The following is a 19,788-nucleotide window of genomic DNA, read 5'->3' on the forward strand; positions in this document are numbered from 1 at the left end:
TATAAGCGAAATATTCTAGTGGCGACATCACTCCATCAGGCCCGCATTGAGGCAGTCATTACAACGCTCTTGAATTCAGGTATTCAACGCGTCGCTGATCTTGGATGCGGACAGGGCGAACTGCTGACACATCTGTACAGACATCAACAATTCACACGTTTACTGGGCATAGACATTGACAGCCATGCCATTGGCCGTGCTCGTGAACTGCTCAATCTCGACTTGTTTAACCCAGATAAGCGACTGCATGTCTGTTTAGGCTCATTTGAAGACGATGACTGGGCTGAACAGGACCTGGAAGCAGCCGTCCTGCTGGAAACTATCGAACACATTAATCCAGGGCGACTGACACGCGTGGAGCAAACACTGTTCAACCGGCTGCGGTTTGAGCTGGTGGTGATTACCACACCGAACCAGGAATACAATCCACTGCATGGCATGGCATGGGGAGAACGACGCCATCCAGGACACCATTTCGAATGGACTCGGACTCAGTTTCAAGCATGGTGTGAAGGTGTCGCTCAACGGCACGGCTATCAGGTAAGCTTTGAGGCTATCGGTCCGAGTGATCCATTACTCGGCAGTTCCACACAAATGGCCTGTTTTTCACTCAGCCAATAGCCACAGGATGCATTAGCCTGAGCTTATGCCTTTGCCGGGTAAGGTCTCAGCCCCAGCAGAATTTCTGCTTTTTCAGCCAGCGGCTGCGCCATCAGCGCCTCGTCTGTCCAGGGAGCCAACTGCTGACTCATCAGGGAATAGACAGTTTCGCGTGTTTGACTGGTATCCAGTTCGACACATTTCCCTTTACTTTTGAACAACTCCACGGTCGGTAGCGTCTCTTGTTTAAAGGTATAAAAACGTAATTTCATTGCCGCAACATTATCATCTGCGCGCCCTGAGTATTTTGCCCGCCCCAGAATACGCTGTTCAAGCACCTCAAAAGGACACTCAAAATACACCATAGTGGGAAGCTCAATATCCTGGCCAAACACTTCATACCAGGCGTCGAGGTTAGACAAAGAACGTGGAAAACCATCGATAAGAAAATTACGTTTACCGGTGGTCCGCGTAGTCCGTTCCATGGCATCTTTTAACAAGCGCACCACTATCTCATTAGGTACCAGTTTACCCGCTGCAATATACTCTTTAATAATTTCGGTTGTGGGGCCACCAGCTTCCTGCTCGGCACGCAGCAAATCGCCGGTGGATAAGTGCGTCCAACCTAATTGAATTTCAGCTAATTCGCACATCGTCCCCTTACCTGCACCGGGCCCACCCAGCACAAATACAATATTAGGCTCCGGACAGGGTTCCCTTGGATCCACATGATGAATCACGACTTGTGGGGCGGGTGCCACGCCCATTTTATATACATTCCAGGGCCGGTCGATCGGAGGCAGCACATCCTCACAGGTGATTTCGTAGGCGAGATGACCATCCAGTCGGCTAATACGCCAGGACTTGTAGCTGTTAGAATAGGAAATCGCCGGACTTCTTGCTGATTTACCGTCAGCACGATCCCATGCCATTTTTCCGTTCCAGTAACCCGGGCTAGAAACTACCCCTGATTCTGATTCTGTGGGTGGGGCTTCCGAGGGAATATACAGACCGTCCACTTCCGGAAGGCCTGCGCCGGAAACTTCAAGGAACAGGGTGTTAGCTTGAGATGTGTTGTTTTCGTGCATAGCGCCTCCCGGGCTTTAGTGAATCTGATGCGAAACAGCATCAGCTATTAATGGAGAAATGTCGCCTACGGCATAAACAGCCAACCGATGCATCGCACGGGTACAGGCAACATAAAGCAGATTGCGATCCATTTCAGAATAAAAGGTATTGTTGCTCACATCCGTGATGATGACACGATCAAACTCTAATCCCTTTGCCAGATGCGCTGTACAGACGATAACCCCAGTGGAGAAACCGGCACTGGTCGCATCCAGTAAACGCGTTTCAATGCCTTTTTCATGCAGTGATTTGTGTAGGCGACTGGCCTGTCTTTGTGTTTTGCTGATAATCGCCAGACTATGATGATCCGACGAATGAAAGTCTGTAACCTCTGCAACGATACGCTCAATCATCTGTACAGGCCGCTTGAATACCCTGACCTGGGGCTGCTCGCCATGACGTTTCATTGCTTCCAACTCAGGGTTAGGTGAAATAGCCAGTGCAAACTGCATGATCTCCCAGGTTGAGCGGTAACTCTTGGTCAGTTTGACCTGCGTGGCCGATGCCAGACTTTGTTGAATTTGTCCGGCACTTGAACTGGTATAAGGATTCACCGATTGCGTAGCGTCACCCAGGATGGTTTTGCGGCAAGAAAACAATTTTCCCAATACAGCGTAATGCACTGGGGTATAGTCTTGCATCTCATCTATCAACAGATGTTTGACTCTAGGACGTGGGTTCTTTACTCCTTCCAAACGCATCTTCAGGTAAATGAGCGGAAACACATCAGCATACTCTAACTTGCCACCAACGGGCTTGAAAAGCTCAGGTTGTCCCAGCCAGTTAAACAGTTCCTGATAGGCCTGACGCAGCGTGCTCTTTCGCACCATACCGCGTATGGCTTCACGCAAAGCCTGGCGCTCATCCGTTCTCAAGTCATAGTTATAGTGTATACCTATCTGACTTTCTGTCGCTTTCACGACCTGTGCAATACGCTCAGTTACCGGAACGCCACGGTGTTTGGTCCAGGTTTCAGCAAAAAACCAGTCCGGCACAATCTTGCGACCTGTGCGCCACTGAACCGCTACGAATGAGCGTTTTTCAACCTCTCCGGCGAACTTATCTATCTGCCGTAAAAAATCGGTAGACGCTTTAGTCGTGATTCGTAACCGCAACGCCTCATCATTTTTTTCCAGAAGCTGTGTCGTTTGTTCAAAAAATGTCTGGAAACGGTACTGATGATCCAGCAACTCAACAGCCAGGTCATCCATGCCGACCTCAGACACCTGCTCCTCTCCCAGCTCTGGCAATACATTACCGACATAGTCTGAAAAAACCCGGTTTGGCGAGATAATCAAAATATCGTCTGAGCTTAGGGTATCTTTAAACCGGTAGAGCAAGTAAGCAATGCGATGTAAGGCAATCGAGGTTTTTCCAGACCCAGCCACCCCCTGAATGATCAGGGTATGCGCGTCATCATTGCGTATGATCGCGTTCTGGTCACGCTGGATAGTCGCAACTATTTGCTTCATACCCTCATCGTCACTGGCGCGACTCAACTCTTCCTGTAACACGTCATCGACAATATTGACGCCAGATTCAATCACGAACTCCAGTTCGCCATCCTGAATACGAAACTGACGTTTCAGGGTTATCTGACCTTCAATCACACCCTTGGGTGACTGATAATGTGCAGGGCCGCTTTCAAAATCATAAAACAGTGACGATATAGGCGCCCGCCAATCATAGATCAGGGTATGCCTGGTATCCTCGTCATAACAGTGATGCACACCAACATAAACAGGGATGCTTTCACATGCTCCCACCTTGATGAAATCAAAGCGCCCAAAGTAAGGCGATCGCAGTAGTTTTACCAGTTTTTGGTGTTGCGCCTTGATCACCTCGGCAGAATCCAGCGATTGTTCAATGGACTGACGTACTGAGATTTTTTCAATGTGATCCATATCCCGGCGTGCTTCCCAAAGATATTCTTTACGTGTTTGAATTTCTTGGGAATAACTGGATAAACGGGCATCGATTGTGTGTAGCATGCGGCGTATACTGTCTTGGCAGGACGCTAAGCGGGACTGCTCTTCATTTTTTGCACTAGTCAATGAATCAGTTTCTCCTCACTACTATTTTGTAAATATTATGCAGCGCACTCAGGGGTCACCACTGGCATACTCAATATAGTATATAGATCAATATATTGTAGCATCGAAAACTTGTTACCGTTACAGTGCCTTAAAAAGGAGAACAGCCATGCCAGCGAATGATCTGCGACTGCGCGTTGTTTATCAAGAAACGTCCGCCTGTTTGGCAGGATGTATAAGCTAATCAAAGTAATTGTTTTAGCTACCCTATACCTATTTTAGGTGCACCATGCTTGAACATTATCCTCTGCTGAAACATCTGCATATCACCGCGGCTTATGCCAGCCTGGCATTCTTTGTCTTGCGTGCTATCTGGTCGATTCGTGGAAACAGCCTGCTACAAACTTCCTGGGTTAAAATCACCCCACACTTACTCGACACCCTGTTGCTGACACTGGGTGTGACTATGGCTGCATTACTCAGTCTATGGCCCCTACCAGGCTGGCTAAGCGCAAAACTGGTGGGATTGATCATTTATATTCTATTGGGCACAGTAGCGATTAAGCGTGGTTCCACACCCCGAATCCGCCTGATAGCCGCCTTTCTTGCCGTGCTAATATTTATCTACATACTGGGCAGCGCTCATCAGCATCATCCTGGTTCCTGGTTCAGCCTGTTGTGAGCAAATGCCAGCATTTAATATGTATATCTTCCTCCCCCAATACACGATAAAGTGAACCCTCTATAGCAAACCAGCTGTACGACAACAGCATCCGGGTTTGCTAAATACTTACCTACAGGAAAAACCTCATGCTTGAGACTATTGCTATTGTTCTAGTTGTACTTTGGCTATTGGGTTTTGTCAGCTCTTACACCATAGGTGGATTTCTTCATATCCTTTTGGTGATTGCTGTGGTGATAATACTGATCCGCGTCATCCGCGGCCGACGCCTGTAACAAAAATTCAATTATAAAGTGAAGTGATAAAATGAATGCAGTCAAAATTGTAGGTGTCCTGTTGATCGTCGCGGGCGTCCTGGGATTGGTCTACGGGAATTTCAGCTATACGAAAGAAAACCATGAGGCCAAGATAGGGCCAATTGAGTTTTCGGTCCAGGAAAAAGAGACGATCAATGTTCCCGTTTGGGCAGGTGTGGGCTCGATAGCGATAGGCGGTCTGCTGTTACTGTTTGGAAGAAGAAAACCTTAACAGTTTGTATTGCCTGGCACCTCTGCTCGATACAGAGGTGCCATTGCAGTGCAAATTATGGCTGCACAGGTAGCTGAACAACAACTTCAAATCCGCTGCCGGATTCACTCGCAGGCGACAGTAACTGTATCTTCCCGCCCATCCCTTTCACCAATGCATCTACAATAGCTAATCCCAGACCTGAGCCTGGAGTCGTCGCAGAGGCACGAAAAAAACGCTCATGCAGGTGTTTCAACGACTCTGCATTCAAGGGTTCACAGGCATTCACAACCCGCAGTTCACCTTGCCCGTTCAGCTTCACAATGATGCTACTATTCGAGTCTCCATGCTTAATGGCATTTTCAATCAAATTTTTGACCAAAATAGAGAAAGCATCGGCATCGATACAAGCTTTTATCGCTTGCTGAGGAAGCTGCAGTTGCAGGTCTTGCACTCCTGATCGTTGATACTCATCCACAATCAGGGACAAGAGCAGGCTTAAATCCTGAGGCGTATCGGTCAACAACCCACTGCTGTCAGCTTTGGCCAGTTGTAACAGTTTATCGGATAGATTCACCAAATGATTAAGGCTAATCACTAACTGACCCGCCTTTAACCGCGACGCTTCATCGTTCAGTGTTTTTTCCAAGCGCTGCGTCTGTGCCATCATTGTCGCCAGTGGCGTGCGCAATTCATGTGCCGCATTGGCGGTAAAATGCCGTTCAGCCTCCAGGGCCGTTTGCAGGCGCTGCATCAATTGATTAACCGCTTGCCTCATAGGTTGCAGCTCTTGGGGCAGATTGTTGGACGTGACGGGGGTCAAGTCGCCGGCACCTCGCTTAGCCAGCTGACTCCCATATTGCCTGACAGGCCTGATCACTTGGCGCACCAGGAAGACGGCCATCAGCAAACACAGAGGCAGTAACAGCAACAAGGGCATCGCCATGATCAACAAGGTGTTCAGTACCGCCTCACGACGCTTGGTGATCGGCTCAGCCACTTGTATAAAGTAGGCGTCCTGTACGGCTGACACCGTATAAATCCGATAACCCTCCTGACTCACAAATCCATTCCTTAGAGGAGTACTGAAGGACTTTTGCCGGGCACTATGTGATTGCAATAACACTTCACCGTCTGCATTACGCACTTGATAGGTCAGGCGCTCTTCATGAGCACTCAGTGCAGGTAACTGTTGCAGCAATTTCGCCTCTTCCCGGTTAAATATTTCTACTAACGCCAAGGGTAAAATACGCTCTGCGGTCTCCTGCAAGGCACTATCGAAGGTTTTATTCAGCTCTTTTTTTAATTGGACACCGGCCAGGAATAGCCCTAGCAGCCATACGCAGGTCACCAGAATCAGCAGACGTAAAATGAGTTGTTTTTGCAGGCTGATCGATTTCATCCCCGCGGCATCCTGTAGCCCATGCCTCGCACGGTTTCGATGCATCCTTTACCTAGCTTTTTACGCAAACGGCTGATATACACCTCAATGGTATTACTTTCAATTTCAGCACCAAAGGCATACAGGGCATCTTCCAGGCGTGACCGGGTTAAGAGCTGTCCGGGGTGCTGCAGAAAGGTTTCAAAAATGGCCCATTCGCGTGAGGTTAACTCAACAGGCTGCTGCAAATGGTAAACGGTTTTATCCGCCAAATTCACCTGTAAATCGCCCAACAGGATATTCGGATTGGGATTACCGCTATAGCGCCGTGCCACGGCTGCAACGCGCGCCATCATTTCATCAAGATCAAAGGGTTTAACCAAATAATCATCGGCACCGGCATTGAGCCCGCTGATACGGTCAGCAATCTGATCCTTGGCGGTCATAATGATCACTGGCAGCAGGCTGCGTTTTTTGCGTAATTGCTGCAGAAAACTCAGCCCGGAACCATCAGGTAGCATCAGGTCCAAAAGTAACAGATCATAGTCTGTGCTGCGCAAACAGCTTGCAGCCGCCTCTATACGCTGCACCCAGTCAACGGCATAGCCCTCATCCTGTAATTGATCTCGGATCGCTTCACCAAGACCTTGTGTGTCTTCTACCAGGAGTATTCGCATAATCACTTCCCAAAAAAACCATCTTAACCCGCTTTTCTGACAAGCACCTGAATCGTTATTATTTTTTACACTCTATAAGATTAGCTGTTCAGGCCACTGTCAGGAAAGTGCAGTAAAGTAACCCGACACTAACAAACATCTCACCAAATCGGAGACATACCATGAAAAAAGTATTACGACCCTTGCTTATCGCCACTTTACTTACCAGCGGAGCAGCGTTTGCCAGCGATGATTGTAATGATCCAATTGATACCTGGCAGCCCCAGGAGAGCTTGCAACAGATGTTGGAAGACAATAACTGGCAGGTGAACCGTATCAAGGTTGATGATGGCTGCTATGAGGTTAAGGGCATGGATACGCTTGGCAACCGCTTCGAAGCGACATACTCACCCGCATCTCTGGAAATACGGGAACTGGAAATAAAATTCAACGAGCAGGGTTCAGCTGCAGATTACCTGGATAGAAATGCTATCACCAAGCCGGAAAACAATTAAATCGGCTGGCAATAATCACACTTCTAATCTAAGGTTAATCGGGGAGATCATGCTCCCATGCTGTGGGTGACCTACACTGAAACCTGGAAAGCCCAACAGCCAACAAAATGGGACACAAGCATGCCTCATAAAAAAAACAAAGGAGAGCAGCAATGCAACTGTCAAGAAGGCGATTTCTCGCCGTTACCGGCACAACGGCAGCCGGTTCCGCCACCCTTGGCGGCAGCCTGTTATTGAATCCGGCCCAGGCTGCCGAAGGCGCCCAGCAACCCGGTAGAGTCCACCTGGATTATCCGATAACCACTGTCAGCAAGGCGAGTAACCTGAAGGTCAATCAGCCGGTTGCCTTCACCTACCCTGATCCTTCGTCACCCTGCACACTGATAAAAACCGGGCGCAAAACCCAGGGAGGCGTAGGCCCTGACGGCGATATTGTTGCTTACAGCATCCTGTGTACCCATATGGGTTGTCCTGTGTCTTACTCGACAGAGGAGCGCACCTTCAAGTGCCCATGCCATTACAGTGTCTTCGACTCCGAGCTTAATGGACAGATGGTATCTGGCCAGGCCACGGAAAACCTGCCCCGGATTATCCTGAGCTACAGGGATTCGGATGGTTCCATCGAAGCCGTTGGCGTGGAAGGTCTTATTTACGGCCGCCAGGCAAATATTCTGCCGAGCGCCTGAAGGAGGAACTCATCATGTTTGAACATAAAAAAGACCGTATCGCACTGCCACCTTCCAACGCTCAGAAAACCCAGACTGCTTGTCATTTCTGCATTGTCGGCTGCGGCTACCATGTGTATAAATGGCCAGCGGATCAGGAAGGCGGACTGGCACCTGAAGAGAATGCTCTGGGCCTCGATTTCCGCCGTCAACTGCCGCCGCTGGCAATCACAATGACCCAGGCCATGACCAACGTTATCCAGGATGACGATGGCAGCTATCACCGGATCATGATCGTGCCTGACAAAGACTGCAAAGTGAATGGAGGCCTGTCATCTACTCGAGGCGGTCAAATGGCATCCATCATGCATTCGCCACAGACTCCGGTAGGCAGTCAACGACTAAAATACCCGAGGCTATTCGCCGGAGACGAATGGCGGGATACCGGTTGGGAGCAAGCCATTGCTCTGTACAGCCACCTGACCAAGCTGATACTCGATGACGCAGGCCCTGACCAGTTGATGTTCAACCTGTTTGATCACGGTGGCGCTGGCGGCGGCTTCGAGAATACCTGGGGTACCGGCAAGCTGATTTTTACCGGTCTTGGTACAAAAATGGTGCGGATTCACAACCGCCCTGCTTACAATTCAGAGTGCCATGCTACTCGGGATATGGGCATCGGCGAACTGAACAACAGTTATGAAGACGCTCAAATGGCTGACTGCATCTTCTCTATAGGCGCAAATGCCTACGAGACCCAGACCAACTATTTTCTCAATCACTGGCTACCCAGCTTAAACGGCCAGACGACTGATAAAAAACAGGCCGTCTATGAAGATGGAGAAACCATTCAGCAGACCAAGCTCATTCTAATTGACCCTCGCCGGGCGCTCACCGTGGCCTTGCTGGAACAGACTATCGGCATGGACAACCTGCTGTTCCTCGATATTGAGCCAGGCACGGATACAGCACTGTTCAACGGCCTGCTGACGTATGTGGTGGATCAAGGCTGGCAGGACACGGCATTTATCGAAGCACATACAACCGGGTTCGAGGACGCGGTAACCGCCAACCGGCTGAGTCTGGACGAAACCAGCCGGATTACCGGCATCAGCAAGGACAAGATCATCAAGGCAGCGGAATGGCATACAAGCCAAAACCCTCCGGCCACCTGCCTCGCACCATGCATGGCTACGAGAAGGGCATTATCTGGGGCAATGATAATTACCGTATCCAGTCGGCTCTTGTGGATCTGGTGTTGGCCACACATAACGTCGGGCGCCGGGGTACCGGGGTAGTCCGGATGGGTGGTCATCAGGAAGGCTACTGTCGTCCGCCCTATCCTGGTGGTCGTCCAGCGCCCTATGTGGACCAGGAGATTATTCAGGGTAACGGTCAGATGCTCACTGTCTGGGCCTGCAATGCCTTCCAGACCACCTTGAATGCCGAGCAATACCGCAACGAAATCCTGCGCCGCAGCGACATCGTTAAACAGGCCATGCGCAAGGTCCGCGGGGCCAGCCCGGAACAAATGGCGGAGGTGATACACAAAGCGGTGAAGGAAGATGGTGGTCTGTTTGTCACAGTAATTGATCTGTATTCCACCAAATTTGCTGAAGCTGCTCATCTGGTGTTGCCAGCCGCACATGCGGGTGAAATGAACCTGACCTCCATGAACGGCGAACGGCGTTTGCGCCTGTCCGAAAGATTTATGGACCCTCCTGGAACCGCTAAACCGGACTGCATGATAGCCGCGGACATGGCCAATGCTCTTCGCAAGCGTTACGAGTCTGAAGGCAACGCCGACATGGCGCAACGCTTTGAAGGTTTTGACTGGACAACTGAAGAAGATGCTTTCAACGATGGTTTTCGCCGAGCTGGCCAGCCCGGTGCTCCTCACATCGACAGTCAAGGTGGGCCAACCGGCCATCTGGCCACCTACGAACGACTTCGGGCTGCTGGAAATAACGGGGTACAACTGCCGATCAAGGAATACAGAGACGGCCAGCTGATCGGAACGGAAATGCTCTACACTGACAATAAGTTCGATACTGACGATGGTAAAGCACACTTCCAGGCCGCGCCCTGGAATGGCATGCCAGATGTTGTCGAAGCTCAGCGTAAAAAGTATCGCTTCTGGATTAACAATGGTCGAACAAACCAGATCTGGCAAACTGCCTACCATGATCAATACGTGGAATTTCGTCGTGGCCGCTATCCCATGGCTCCACTGGAGATCAATCCAGAGGATGCCAGGGATCTTGGCATCGAGTCTGGCGACTTAGTGGAACTGTTCAACGATTATGGTGCGACAACGGCTATGGCGTATATTGAACCGGACATTAAACAGGGCCATGTGTTTATGGAAGCGATGTACTTTAACTCTGTGACGGGTGACCTGGTGACGCCCTGGACTGACAGGAATATTATCCCCTACTATAAGGGAACCTGGCAGATGTTCGCCGAGTTGGACGCATTGAAGACTACGCCGACAAAGTAAGCTTCAAGCGCCGCAGATACGTTTAAACCTATGCCGGGCATCCTGTGGTTGCCCGGCATTTCCTCCAGCGAAAACATCAGCTCAGGCCTGTTCCTGTGCAAAAGCCCGCCAGACATCCTCCCGAACCAGTAACTCCATACTCCCATTTATTCACTGCAAAAATCAGCTTTTTTAAGGTTGGCGTCAGAATGGCTGTGCAAACTAGCTTCCGTATCTAAAGGAGCGCGCACATATCAAATCTACGTTTAACCCGGACCCTGTGTCTATGTTAATCTAACCCAACTCAATTTACGGAACGCACAAAGCAATGACTGACCGCTTAACGATTACCCGCCCCGACGACTGGCATCTACACCTGCGTGATGGTGAGGTACTGCAACATGTTGTTCCTGCTACCGCACGTCAGATGGGGCGGGCCATCGTAATGCCGAACCTGAAGCCGCCGGTCACCGATGTGCGCCAGGCGCTGGCTTATCGTGAGCGGATACTGGCACATCTGCCTCCGGGCACCCAGTTCGCCCCCTTGATGACGCTCTATCTGACCGACAACACCACTGCCGACATGATTGCCGCGGCGGGTGCCAGCGAGCATGTTAAAGCCGTGAAGCTCTACCCTGCCGGTGCCACCACCAATTCAGATGCCGGACTGACCGATCTTGGTAAGCTGGATGATATCTGTGCAGCACTGACTGAAGCGAAGATGCCGCTGCTGGTACATGGTGAAGTGACGCACAGTCATGTGGATATTTTTGACCGGGAAAAACAGTTTCTGGATGACATTCTGGCACCTTTGGCGGCACGCCATCCGCAGATGAAACTGGTGGTGGAACATATCACCACCCGTGATGCCGCCGAGTTTGTTCTAGCACATGGTGACCAGGTCGGGGCGACGATTACCGTGCAACACCTGGCCTATAACCGCAACCACATGCTGGCCGGAGGCATTCGGCCTCACCTCTATTGCCTGCCGATTCTTAAGCGCAATGTGCATCAGCAAGCGCTACAGGATGCTGTAGTCAGCGGTAGTCACAAGTTTTTCTTAGGGACTGACTCAGCGCCTCACGCCAGAGGCGCCAAGGAAAGTACCTGCGGCTGTGCTGGCTGTTACAGTGCTTATGCGGCCATAGAGCTTTATGCGGAGATTTTTGAAGATCTGGGAGTACTGGATAAGCTGGAGGCCTTTGCCAGCTTTAATGGGGCTGACTTCTATGCTCTGCCACGCAACACGGATCAAATCACTCTGGTTAAAGAAGCCTGGCAGGTGCCTGCAGAAATGCCGTTTGGCCAGGATATTATCGTGCCGCTACGCGCTGGGGAAACACTGCGCTGGAAACTGGAAGCCTAAACCCTGTCGACACAACAGGCATGATCCTCATGCCTGTTTGATCAACTTACCCGCTAATGTCTGCAGCCGTGGTGCGCCGATCAGGATCAACACAAACGCCACCGGCCAGGCCACAATAAACGCCTTAAACCAGCGCAGAGCAAACCCCTCAGTAAAGCCAGTGTTCACCAAGGTTATAACGCATGTCATGATAAACACCATATACACTGACATCAGGAAGGTGAAAACCAAACGCTGATAGCGAGCCGAAAAAAACATTTTACCAACACCCCACGTTACATTAGGTGAATTGAATACAATAGACGATCAACTGCAGCATATCACTCTTTTGACAGAGATTCTGTCGCTATCTTCAACTGTTCATTTGCGGCTGATTTCTTATTAGCCAGCCACATCCCCCACATAAATAACACCAGCGCTGTCCAGATAAACAGGAAAGTTACCAGGCGCTGTGGTGGAAAATCTTCTTTAAAAATCAGCACCGCAATCAAAAACTGCATAGTCGGGTTAATGTACATAACAAAGCCGACCACTGACAGGTCCAGCCGCTTGGCGGCCGCCGCAAACAATAACAGGGGTATCGCCGTCATAATACCCGAAGCAACGAGCAGCAAGGTTGTAGTCAGGTCACCGCCAAAATCCAGCTCATAGGCTGGACTGATAAACTGCCACGCCAGCCAACTGATCGCTAGCGGAAAAATCAGCATGGTTTCGACCGTCAGCCCGTTAAGCCCATCAACAGGGTAGCGTTTACGCACCAGGCCATAAAAACCAAAACTTATTGCCAGGGATAAGGATACCCAAGGAAAGCTGCCCAGACTGAACAGTTCCCAGCCTACAGCCACGGCAGCCAAGCCGCCAGCAATAGCCTGGAGAGGATGCAAGGCTTCTTTGAGTAGAACACGTGCCAACAGTAGACTAACCAGTGGCGTCATGTAGTAACCCAGACTCGTTTCCATAACCCGATGCTGCGCGACTCCCCAGATAAAAATCAACCAGTTAGTCGAAATCAATAAGGATGTCAGCGCCAGCCAACGCATCAACACCGGATCTTTGAGTAAACGTACAAAGGAATCCCATTTCCCCAAAACCAGAATCACCAGCAGGGTGACAAGCATCGACCAGATAATACGGTTTGCCAGCACCTCTACTGAAGAGACATGTCCGAGTAAATTAAAGAATAGCGGGAAGCATCCCCAGATAGTGTAGGCAGCCAATGCCAACAACAAGCCCTGCATGAGTTTCTCCTTAGACAATCACGAAGCTTAACCTGTAATGTCACAAAGTTCAGCTCAAAAACGCTTATAGACCGATCAGTTTTATTATATTAGTATTGATTCATGAATGCTCGTGCAGCCTAACCAAACTGCCAGGCATACCCCCTCTGCTATAAATCGTCAACATGGATTCCTGATGAAAAAACTATTGCTATTTTCATTGCCCGCTCTGATCATTGGCTTGGTCATAGGCATAAGCCTGAATAACTATCTACAGCAACCCAGCGCCGGAATGTACGTTACCTTTGAAAATCAGGATAGTGTCATGATTGAGTCCATTCAGCTGAATTTTGGCAACGCCAATGGTCAGTCAGATCTATTAGCTCTGCGATTGGCTCCCGGTGAGCAGCGTTTGCTGCTATTGAATCATGATCCGGGTCTGGGATTTAATGTCAGTGTGCGCTATGCCGGTGGAGATTCTCAGGAGTTTTGTGCCCGACAACCCGATGATCAGCGTATACAGGCTATCGCCTTACGCCGTTAACGTTCAGGAAGAGTCATGCAGCCCCGACATCCGAATTGGAAGGACACCCTCTATACACGTCTTGCCGAAGATGATGAAGGGCGTGTGTGCAAAGATATATCCGCCGAAGCCTGCCATGAAACGCCCGGTAACTTCATCCACACGCTGACAGCCAATACCCTGAGCAGTCTAGCCGACAAACTGGCCAGTGCTAAAACTACCTTACCCTGGTTGCTATTACATCTGGGTGCACCCGCCTGGATGTTGAGTCTTCTGGTACCCATTCGCGAATCCGGCTCGATGCTGCCACAGATGTTAATCGGCGCACTGGTCAGACGCCAACCTGTGCGTAAATGGGTGTGGGTTTGGGGTGGTGCTCTGCAAGGGATCAGCCTGATAGCGATGGGGTGGACAGCCATGGTCCTTGAAGGAAGCACCGCGGGTGTTGTTCTATTATCCTTGTTGGTGCTATTCAGTCTGGCTCGCGGAGCCTGCTCTGTTGCTTACAAGGATGTACAGGGCAAAACCCTTCCAAAATCACGGCGTGGGCGACTATCTGGCTGGATTAGTGCGGTATCTGGCCTGATTGCACTTGGAGTGGGTATTTTGCTCAGCCTGGTGCAGACGGATGCCTCACAATTACTCTATGTCGGCTTGCTGTTGTTAGCGGCATTTTGTTGGTTCTTAGCCAGTTGGTGGTTCAGTCGTATCGTTGAGTTTCCAGGTGCGACAGAGGGAGGCGCCAATGGCTTTACGGAAGCCTTGAAAAAGCTCAGCCTGCTACGGGATGACAAGCCTTTTCGGCGCTTTGTTATCGCCAGAGCACTGGCCATGGGTTCAGGACTGGCGGCGCCCTTTTATATAGCCCTGGCTCGCGATGACCTGGGCAGTGCCATTAGTTTGCTGGGATTATTTATTGCCATTGAAGGTTTGGCTGGCCTGATCAGCTCTCCCATATGGGGACGTTGGCTGATCGATCCAGTCGGCAGGTATTTGCGGTTGCCTGCACCCTGGCGGGCTTACTCTCTATTCTTGTGGCTATTATTTCCTGGCTTGCGCTAGATCCCACACTGGCTATGCTGGTCTATCTGCTGGCATTTTTTGGCCTGGGTGTTGCTCATGCGGGTGTTCGTCTGGGGCGAAAAACCTATATGGTGGACATGGCTTCAGGCAACAAGCGCACCGACTATGTAGCCGTGAGTAACTCTGTGATTGGCGCAGTGTTATTGCTAACTGGCCTGGTGGGTGCAGTTACAGCATTAATTTCCGTACAGGCTACATTAATCCTGCTGGGCTTAGCGGGTCTCACGGGGGCGTTGATGAGTTTACAATGGAGAGAGGTCTCCGGTTAAGGCGCTGGTGCATTCAGCTGTGTCCAGCTATATTGGTGAGCAAGCCGTTTGTCTGATAAGGCATTGGAAACATACTAACGAGAATCTATTATGCCTAAAAAGCTATTTTTAAACCTGTCATCCTGCATTGCAGCCGCCTTATTGATCAGCGGTTGCAGTCAAACAATCACTCAGCCACCAGCCGATACAACTGAAGGCGCACCCGTTGCTCTGCAAGATCAGAGCTATTTCGGTGTACTACCCTGCGCCAACTGTCCTGGTATTGAAACCCATCTCGACCTGCTGGCCGATGGCAGCTATTTTCTGACAGAAACTTATCAGGACAGACCTGACAGCAACGTCAGTCAATTAGGTCGCTGGACGCTGGATAATGATCGTTTACTGCTTCAAGGCCAAGACCGAGAGTTGATTTATTTCGCTACCGGCAGTGGTGGTTGGTTGCAGGCTGATATACAGGGCCGTCCAATTGTCTCTGAACTCAATTACAGCATTGAACCTCAGGGATGGAATCCTGCCGAGGTGACAGGTTCAGTTGAGGGCATGCTGACCTATATGGCTGATGCGGCCTCTTTTATTGAGTGTTCGACCGGCAAACGCTTCCCGGTCATTATGACCGAGGGCTGGTTACCGGTTGAACGCGCTTACCTGGCATCCAGCAGTGCTGGCGACAGCTACCTGAAAACCCTGGCTGACGTCACTTTTAAATGGAACACTCCGGAAGAGGGTCTCACTCGTCACCACTTATACTTTAATCATCTGCAACAAACCCTGCCAGCCACCACCTGTGACAGCCCGATTGAGGCACTGGAACATCATGAATGGGACCTGGTCGAATTGCAGAACACTCAACCGGATCAGTTGGAGGCCTTACAGACGCGCCCCTACGTCAAGTTCAGTGGCCAGCAGCTTTCCGGCCATACCGGCTGTAATGCTATGGCAGGCCAGATTAAGTTAGAGGGCGAACGTATGCAGCTCAGCCAGGTGGCCAGCACCCGAATGTATTGTGAACAAGCCGCGCAGATCGAAAATACATTGTTACAGCTATTGGAGAAGGCCAGTTACAGTAGTGTGGAAGGTGAAACCTGGAGCTGGTATGACGAAGACATGTTAAGACTGGCGTCATTTACCCGAAAACCGCACTGAACCAGTTGTTTGCTGCCTGAGCTTATGACACAGTCTGCACCTGTTAACTGAACTGATGGAAACTGACTTTATGTACATGGCATTTAAACACCTACACCTAACACTGGCTGCGTTGACCATTCTGCTGTTTATTGTCCGTGCAGGGTTTGTCATCGTCTGGCCTGCTGGTATTCGTAAGCGCTGGATGAAAATTCTGGCGCACAGCGTGGATGCTCTGCTGATCCTTTCTGCCATTGCCTTGCTGGTGGTGATGAACATGAATCCGATCCATGTCGGCTGGGTGTTAGCGAAGATCATCGCTTTGCTGGCTTATATCGGTTTCTCGGTCTATGCCTTCAAAATTGCAAACACCCTGCCAGCAAGATTGCTGGGCGTACTGCTAACAGGTGCAACACTGGCTTACATTGCCATGGTGGCCGTACGCAAGACCCCCACCCTTGGGCTGTTCTAAGAAAGACTACAAGCGTACCTGGCCATAGTACTCCCGGATTAAACGCTGGAGTTCAATGCGCCAGGGGCGCTGCCTGATCCCAAAGGCATTCAAAATCTTACCGCACTTCAATACCGACGTGGCCGGACGCTGGGCTTCAGTCACATAGTCCTTTGAAGCCACTGGCTGAATACTGTCTACTTTCAGGTCTTCATACTGACGCGCCGCCGCGATGACCGCTTCGCTGAAGCCGTAACGTGTGGTCACTTCAGCCCCACAGTAATGGTAAGTTCCCCAGGCGTCAGCACCACAGGACAGCTGTTTAATAATCGACAAAACCACACGCGCCAGATCAAATGCGGATGTAGGGCAGCCACGGCGATCATCCACGGCATGCATCAGGCTATGCTCACGAGCCTCAGCCAACAAGCGCAGCATAAAATTATCACCGCGGTCACTAAACAACCAACTGGTTCTTAAAATGATATGTTGCGGCAGCAGTTGCCGTACATACGCTTCGCCCTGCAACTTGCTTTCACCATAGGCTCCCAGAGGCCGGGTGTCGTCCTCTTCGGTATAGCCGCTGGCATAGTGACCATCAAACACATAATCAGTCGACAACTGGATCAGTGGAATCGACAAATCACCACAGGCTTGCGCCAGGTTGCGCGCGGCTTCTGCGTTAAGCAACATAGCGCGTTGTGGATCACGCTCAGCACGATCTGCACTATTCAGCCCGGCACAGTTAATCACATAATCAGGCAGATGCTTATCAAGTGCCGCTACGATTTTAGCAGGCTGAGTCACATCCATTAGTTTTCGATTCAAAGCCACTACGGAAAAAAAAAGCATCCGATTCAGCAAGCCTGACAATCGCTGAGCCTGATTGACCATCAGCGCCTGTAATAAGAATTTTAACCGGATCAGACAACAATCATGGATCTCCGGAAGATAACAGAAGGATTAAAAAATCTCATTGGAGTTTAAGGGAAACACCTGGGTTTGAAAACCTCTGGTATTACCCCGCTTTGCACTATATTACCAGCTATTACTTATTTGACCGGGAACCCATTTGCCGTTCAAGCTCACCGATCAATTCATTAATATACTCAGCTGATTTGCCGGTGTCTTCAGCCAACCCTTTTACATGCTCCGCAACCACGGCAAAACCCCGCCCCGCATCACCGGCTCGGGCCGCTTCTATACTGGCATTCAGACTCAGCAGGCGCAACGACTTGAGCATATACAGGATTTTCTGCGTTTCGGTAATAATATTACTACTGACACCAGCCACCTGCTTCATATTGGCAGCTCGCTGGCGCTCCTCTTCTTTACGTTGCCCGATATCAACCACAACACCTTCCAGAAAGACCAGCTCACCCTGAGCATCAAAAACAGGACCACCATGCTCATTCACCCACTGAGTTTTACCACTGGAGGTACGGATACGGTAATCAATATCCCAGTTTTTACGCGCTTTGACACCCAGGTCAACTGCAGCATCAACACTGGCAACATCATCCGCATGAATCAGCGAAACGTAGGAAGCCTTACGGTTATTTAGCAGCTCATGCAGCTCAAAGCCAGTGGTGTCTTTGACGCGTCCGGACATCACCAACATAGTGTAATGTTCGTCATTACGGCAGCGATAAAGAAAGCCATTCATACGCCGGGTAATACTGTCGTATATCTGAGTAATTTCTTGGTTTTCATGGGATTGCGGCATGGCTGACATGATCTGAATTATACTCATCGCAAATTTGCTTCATTCGCATTGTGCAGATGCACAAGTTTATCTATTCTTCCCATGTTACGGGATAAAAGTAAAGCAAAGATGACGTTATTTTTACAACAGCATCAGCACCAGCTCAGACTTCCAGCTCAGCAACACCAAAGTCACCAGTGTCATCAACAAAAAGGGCAACAGTGACTTGAAGATGCGCATCGGTGGCTCACCCGTCATGGCTGAACTAATAAACAGTCCAGCTCCCACTGGGGGCGTCAGCAATCCCATCACCAGTGTCAGACAAACCACTACACCAAACTGATACGGACTAATTCCAAAATCAGCCTGTGCAACCGGCAGCAAAATCGGCACCACCAAAATCAGGGCGGCAATGCCATCCAGCACCATCCCAACCAGCAACAAAGCCGCCACGACCATTAACAAAAACACAAACGGATCAGAGGTCTGCTGGACTATCCAGGCGGCAGCATTTTGAGGGATATGTTCATACACCAGCACCCAGCCAAATACACCTGCGGCTGAAATCAGAATAATCACCATACCAGAGTTCAGCGCGGTACGTTTTAACAGCGCTGGCAGGTGAGAGAAATGTAACTCTTTATATACGAAGCGCCCGACCAGCAAGGCACCGAAAGACGCTAAGGCTGCCGATTCGGTGGGTGTAACCACACCGGTGAGAATGCCACCAATAATCAACACTGGAATACCCAGGGCCGGCAAACCCAGCAAAAATGCCTGACGGGCCTCGATAAAAGACAGCCATTTACCGGGCGGATACTGGTGTACTAGCCCCATCAGGGTAATGGTAACCAAAAACAGTGCCGACATAATCAAGCCAGGAATAATGCCAGCAATAAACATATCGGCAATCGGCACCTGTGCCAACACACCATATAACACAAATAGCATAGAAGGCGGAATAATAGGTGACAGCAAGCCACCAGCCGCCGTGATAGCCGCTGCATAAGGGCGACTATAGCCCTCCTTTTCCATCTCCGGCACCATGGCACGTGACATGATGGCAATCTGGGAAGCAGCCGACCCCATAATAGCCGCCATCATCATGTTAGCCACCAGATTGATGTAGGCCATACCACCCCGAAAGCCACCCACCAGAATACGCGCCATATTGATCAACCGACGCGTGAGCCCGCCTTCATTCATCAACTCGCCGGCAAGCATAAACAGCGGAATCGCCAGCAGACCGTAGTTCTCGATAGACCCGAACAACTGCTGAGCAAAAGAATCAAACAGCACCGCATTACCAGACGTAGCAATATAAAAAGCGGCCGACAGCGCCAACACCAATGCAATCGGCACAGAGGCAAACAGCAATACAAAAAACACTGCCATCAAGGTCATAG

At 50.2% G+C, this 19,788-nt stretch carries 21 protein-coding genes and 1 pseudogene; 13 read left to right on the forward strand and 9 right to left on the reverse strand.

Features of this window, described 5'->3' with window-relative positions:
- Window positions 1-18 precede the first annotated feature (18 nt).
- The gene (locus tag LH51_RS09165; RefSeq protein ID WP_036521738.1) at window positions 19-621 is read left to right on the forward strand and encodes a methyltransferase domain-containing protein; all 603 of its coding nucleotides are present in this window, start codon (window positions 19-21) and stop codon (window positions 619-621) included.
- Between the two features lie 23 nt (window positions 622-644).
- Here LH51_RS09165 and LH51_RS09170 read toward each other — a convergent pair whose 3' ends face one another.
- Window positions 645-1,688, reverse strand: a complete 1,044-nt coding sequence (locus LH51_RS09170; RefSeq protein ID WP_036521739.1) for a nucleoside monophosphate kinase — start codon at window positions 1,686-1,688, stop codon at window positions 645-647.
- A 15-nt stretch (window positions 1,689-1,703) separates the two neighbouring features.
- Window positions 1,704-3,782 carry a HelD family protein gene (locus tag LH51_RS09175; protein WP_036521740.1) on the reverse strand — a complete coding sequence of 693 codons (2,079 nt, stop codon included), beginning with the start codon at window positions 3,780-3,782 and terminating at the stop codon, window positions 1,704-1,706.
- Window positions 3,783-4,050: 268 nt separating this feature from the next.
- Between LH51_RS09175 and LH51_RS09180 the strand changes: the two genes are divergently transcribed.
- The 3 genes from LH51_RS09180 (at window position 4,051) to LH51_RS09185 (ending at window position 4,971) form a co-directional block, all read left to right on the forward strand.
- A complete protein-coding gene (locus LH51_RS09180; protein ID WP_036521742.1) occupies window positions 4,051-4,443 on the forward strand; it encodes a SirB2 family protein in 393 nt (130 codons plus the stop codon).
- A gap of 128 nt (window positions 4,444-4,571) precedes the next feature.
- Complete coding sequence (locus tag LH51_RS20500) at window positions 4,572-4,718, forward strand: lmo0937 family membrane protein (RefSeq protein WP_144244229.1); 147 nt, start codon at window positions 4,572-4,574, stop codon at window positions 4,716-4,718.
- 31 nt (window positions 4,719-4,749) lie between these two features.
- A complete protein-coding gene (locus LH51_RS09185) occupies window positions 4,750-4,971 on the forward strand; it encodes a hypothetical protein (protein WP_036521743.1) in 222 nt (73 codons plus the stop codon).
- Window positions 4,972-5,026: 55 nt separating this feature from the next.
- On the opposite strand, the gene LH51_RS09190 is transcribed toward LH51_RS09185, so the two are convergent.
- Together LH51_RS09190 and LH51_RS09195 are read right to left on the reverse strand one after the other, a co-directional pair.
- On the reverse strand, window positions 5,027-6,352 hold the full coding sequence (locus LH51_RS09190) for an ATP-binding protein (protein WP_036521745.1): 1,326 nt from the start codon (window positions 6,350-6,352) through the stop codon (window positions 5,027-5,029).
- On the reverse strand, window positions 6,349-7,008 hold the full coding sequence (locus LH51_RS09195) for a response regulator (RefSeq protein ID WP_036521747.1): 660 nt from the start codon (window positions 7,006-7,008) through the stop codon (window positions 6,349-6,351). Before LH51_RS09195 ends, LH51_RS09190 begins: the two co-directional genes overlap by 4 nt.
- A gap of 161 nt (window positions 7,009-7,169) precedes the next feature.
- Here LH51_RS09195 and LH51_RS09200 point away from each other — a divergent pair, with 161 nt between their 5' ends.
- The 4 genes and pseudogenes from LH51_RS09200 (at window position 7,170) to pyrC (ending at window position 12,012) form a co-directional block, all read left to right on the forward strand.
- Window positions 7,170-7,502 (forward strand): PepSY domain-containing protein, encoded by a 333-nt coding sequence (locus LH51_RS09200; RefSeq protein ID WP_036521749.1) that lies wholly within the window; start codon window positions 7,170-7,172, stop codon window positions 7,500-7,502.
- Window positions 7,503-7,654: 152 nt separating this feature from the next.
- A complete protein-coding gene (locus LH51_RS09205) occupies window positions 7,655-8,188 on the forward strand; it encodes an arsenate reductase (azurin) small subunit (RefSeq protein WP_036521752.1) in 534 nt (177 codons plus the stop codon).
- Window positions 8,189-8,202: 14 nt separating this feature from the next.
- Window positions 8,203-10,667, forward strand: a pseudogene (locus LH51_RS09210) (arsenate reductase (azurin) large subunit).
- A gap of 307 nt (window positions 10,668-10,974) precedes the next feature.
- Window positions 10,975-12,012 carry a dihydroorotase gene (gene pyrC, locus LH51_RS09215; protein ID WP_036521755.1) on the forward strand — a complete coding sequence of 346 codons (1,038 nt, stop codon included), beginning with the start codon at window positions 10,975-10,977 and terminating at the stop codon, window positions 12,010-12,012.
- Window positions 12,013-12,039: 27 nt separating this feature from the next.
- Here the strand turns inward: pyrC and LH51_RS09220 are convergent, their stop codons facing one another.
- Window positions 12,040-12,270, reverse strand: a complete 231-nt coding sequence (locus tag LH51_RS09220; protein WP_036521757.1) for a DUF2798 domain-containing protein — start codon at window positions 12,268-12,270, stop codon at window positions 12,040-12,042.
- Between the two features lie 62 nt (window positions 12,271-12,332).
- Window positions 12,333-13,250 carry an EamA family transporter RarD gene (gene rarD, locus LH51_RS09225; protein WP_036521759.1) on the reverse strand — a complete coding sequence of 306 codons (918 nt, stop codon included), beginning with the start codon at window positions 13,248-13,250 and terminating at the stop codon, window positions 12,333-12,335.
- Between the two features lie 175 nt (window positions 13,251-13,425).
- Between rarD and LH51_RS19135 the strand changes: the two genes are divergently transcribed.
- From LH51_RS19135 to LH51_RS09245, 5 genes are all read left to right on the forward strand, one after another.
- A complete protein-coding gene (locus tag LH51_RS19135) occupies window positions 13,426-13,773 on the forward strand; it encodes a hypothetical protein (protein WP_052063621.1) in 348 nt (115 codons plus the stop codon).
- Window positions 13,774-13,788: 15 nt separating this feature from the next.
- Window positions 13,789-14,814, forward strand: a complete 1,026-nt coding sequence (locus LH51_RS09235) for an MFS transporter (protein ID WP_052063622.1) — start codon at window positions 13,789-13,791, stop codon at window positions 14,812-14,814.
- A 14-nt stretch (window positions 14,815-14,828) separates the two neighbouring features.
- On the forward strand, window positions 14,829-15,104 hold the full coding sequence (locus tag LH51_RS21400; RefSeq protein WP_200881945.1) for a hypothetical protein: 276 nt from the start codon (window positions 14,829-14,831) through the stop codon (window positions 15,102-15,104).
- Between the two features lie 90 nt (window positions 15,105-15,194).
- On the forward strand, window positions 15,195-16,247 hold the full coding sequence (locus LH51_RS19145) for an META domain-containing protein (RefSeq protein ID WP_052063624.1): 1,053 nt from the start codon (window positions 15,195-15,197) through the stop codon (window positions 16,245-16,247).
- 76 nt (window positions 16,248-16,323) lie between these two features.
- A complete protein-coding gene (locus LH51_RS09245; protein ID WP_160173710.1) occupies window positions 16,324-16,698 on the forward strand; it encodes a SirB2 family protein in 375 nt (124 codons plus the stop codon).
- A 6-nt stretch (window positions 16,699-16,704) separates the two neighbouring features.
- Here LH51_RS09245 and rfbD read toward each other — a convergent pair whose 3' ends face one another.
- From rfbD to LH51_RS09260, 3 genes are all read right to left on the reverse strand, one after another.
- Window positions 16,705-17,571 (reverse strand): dTDP-4-dehydrorhamnose reductase, encoded by an 867-nt coding sequence (rfbD, locus tag LH51_RS09250; RefSeq protein WP_235263631.1) that lies wholly within the window; start codon window positions 17,569-17,571, stop codon window positions 16,705-16,707.
- Between the two features lie 154 nt (window positions 17,572-17,725).
- Window positions 17,726-18,430 carry a methyl-accepting chemotaxis protein gene (locus LH51_RS24210; protein ID WP_200881946.1) on the reverse strand — a complete coding sequence of 235 codons (705 nt, stop codon included), beginning with the start codon at window positions 18,428-18,430 and terminating at the stop codon, window positions 17,726-17,728.
- Window positions 18,431-18,523: 93 nt separating this feature from the next.
- On the reverse strand, window positions 18,524-19,786 hold the full coding sequence (locus LH51_RS09260) for a TRAP transporter large permease (RefSeq protein ID WP_036521763.1): 1,263 nt from the start codon (window positions 19,784-19,786) through the stop codon (window positions 18,524-18,526).
- Window positions 19,787-19,788 lie beyond the last annotated feature (2 nt).

This window comes from Nitrincola sp. A-D6 (assembly GCF_000764495.1).
GTDB lineage: Bacteria > Pseudomonadota > Gammaproteobacteria > Pseudomonadales > Balneatricaceae > Nitrincola.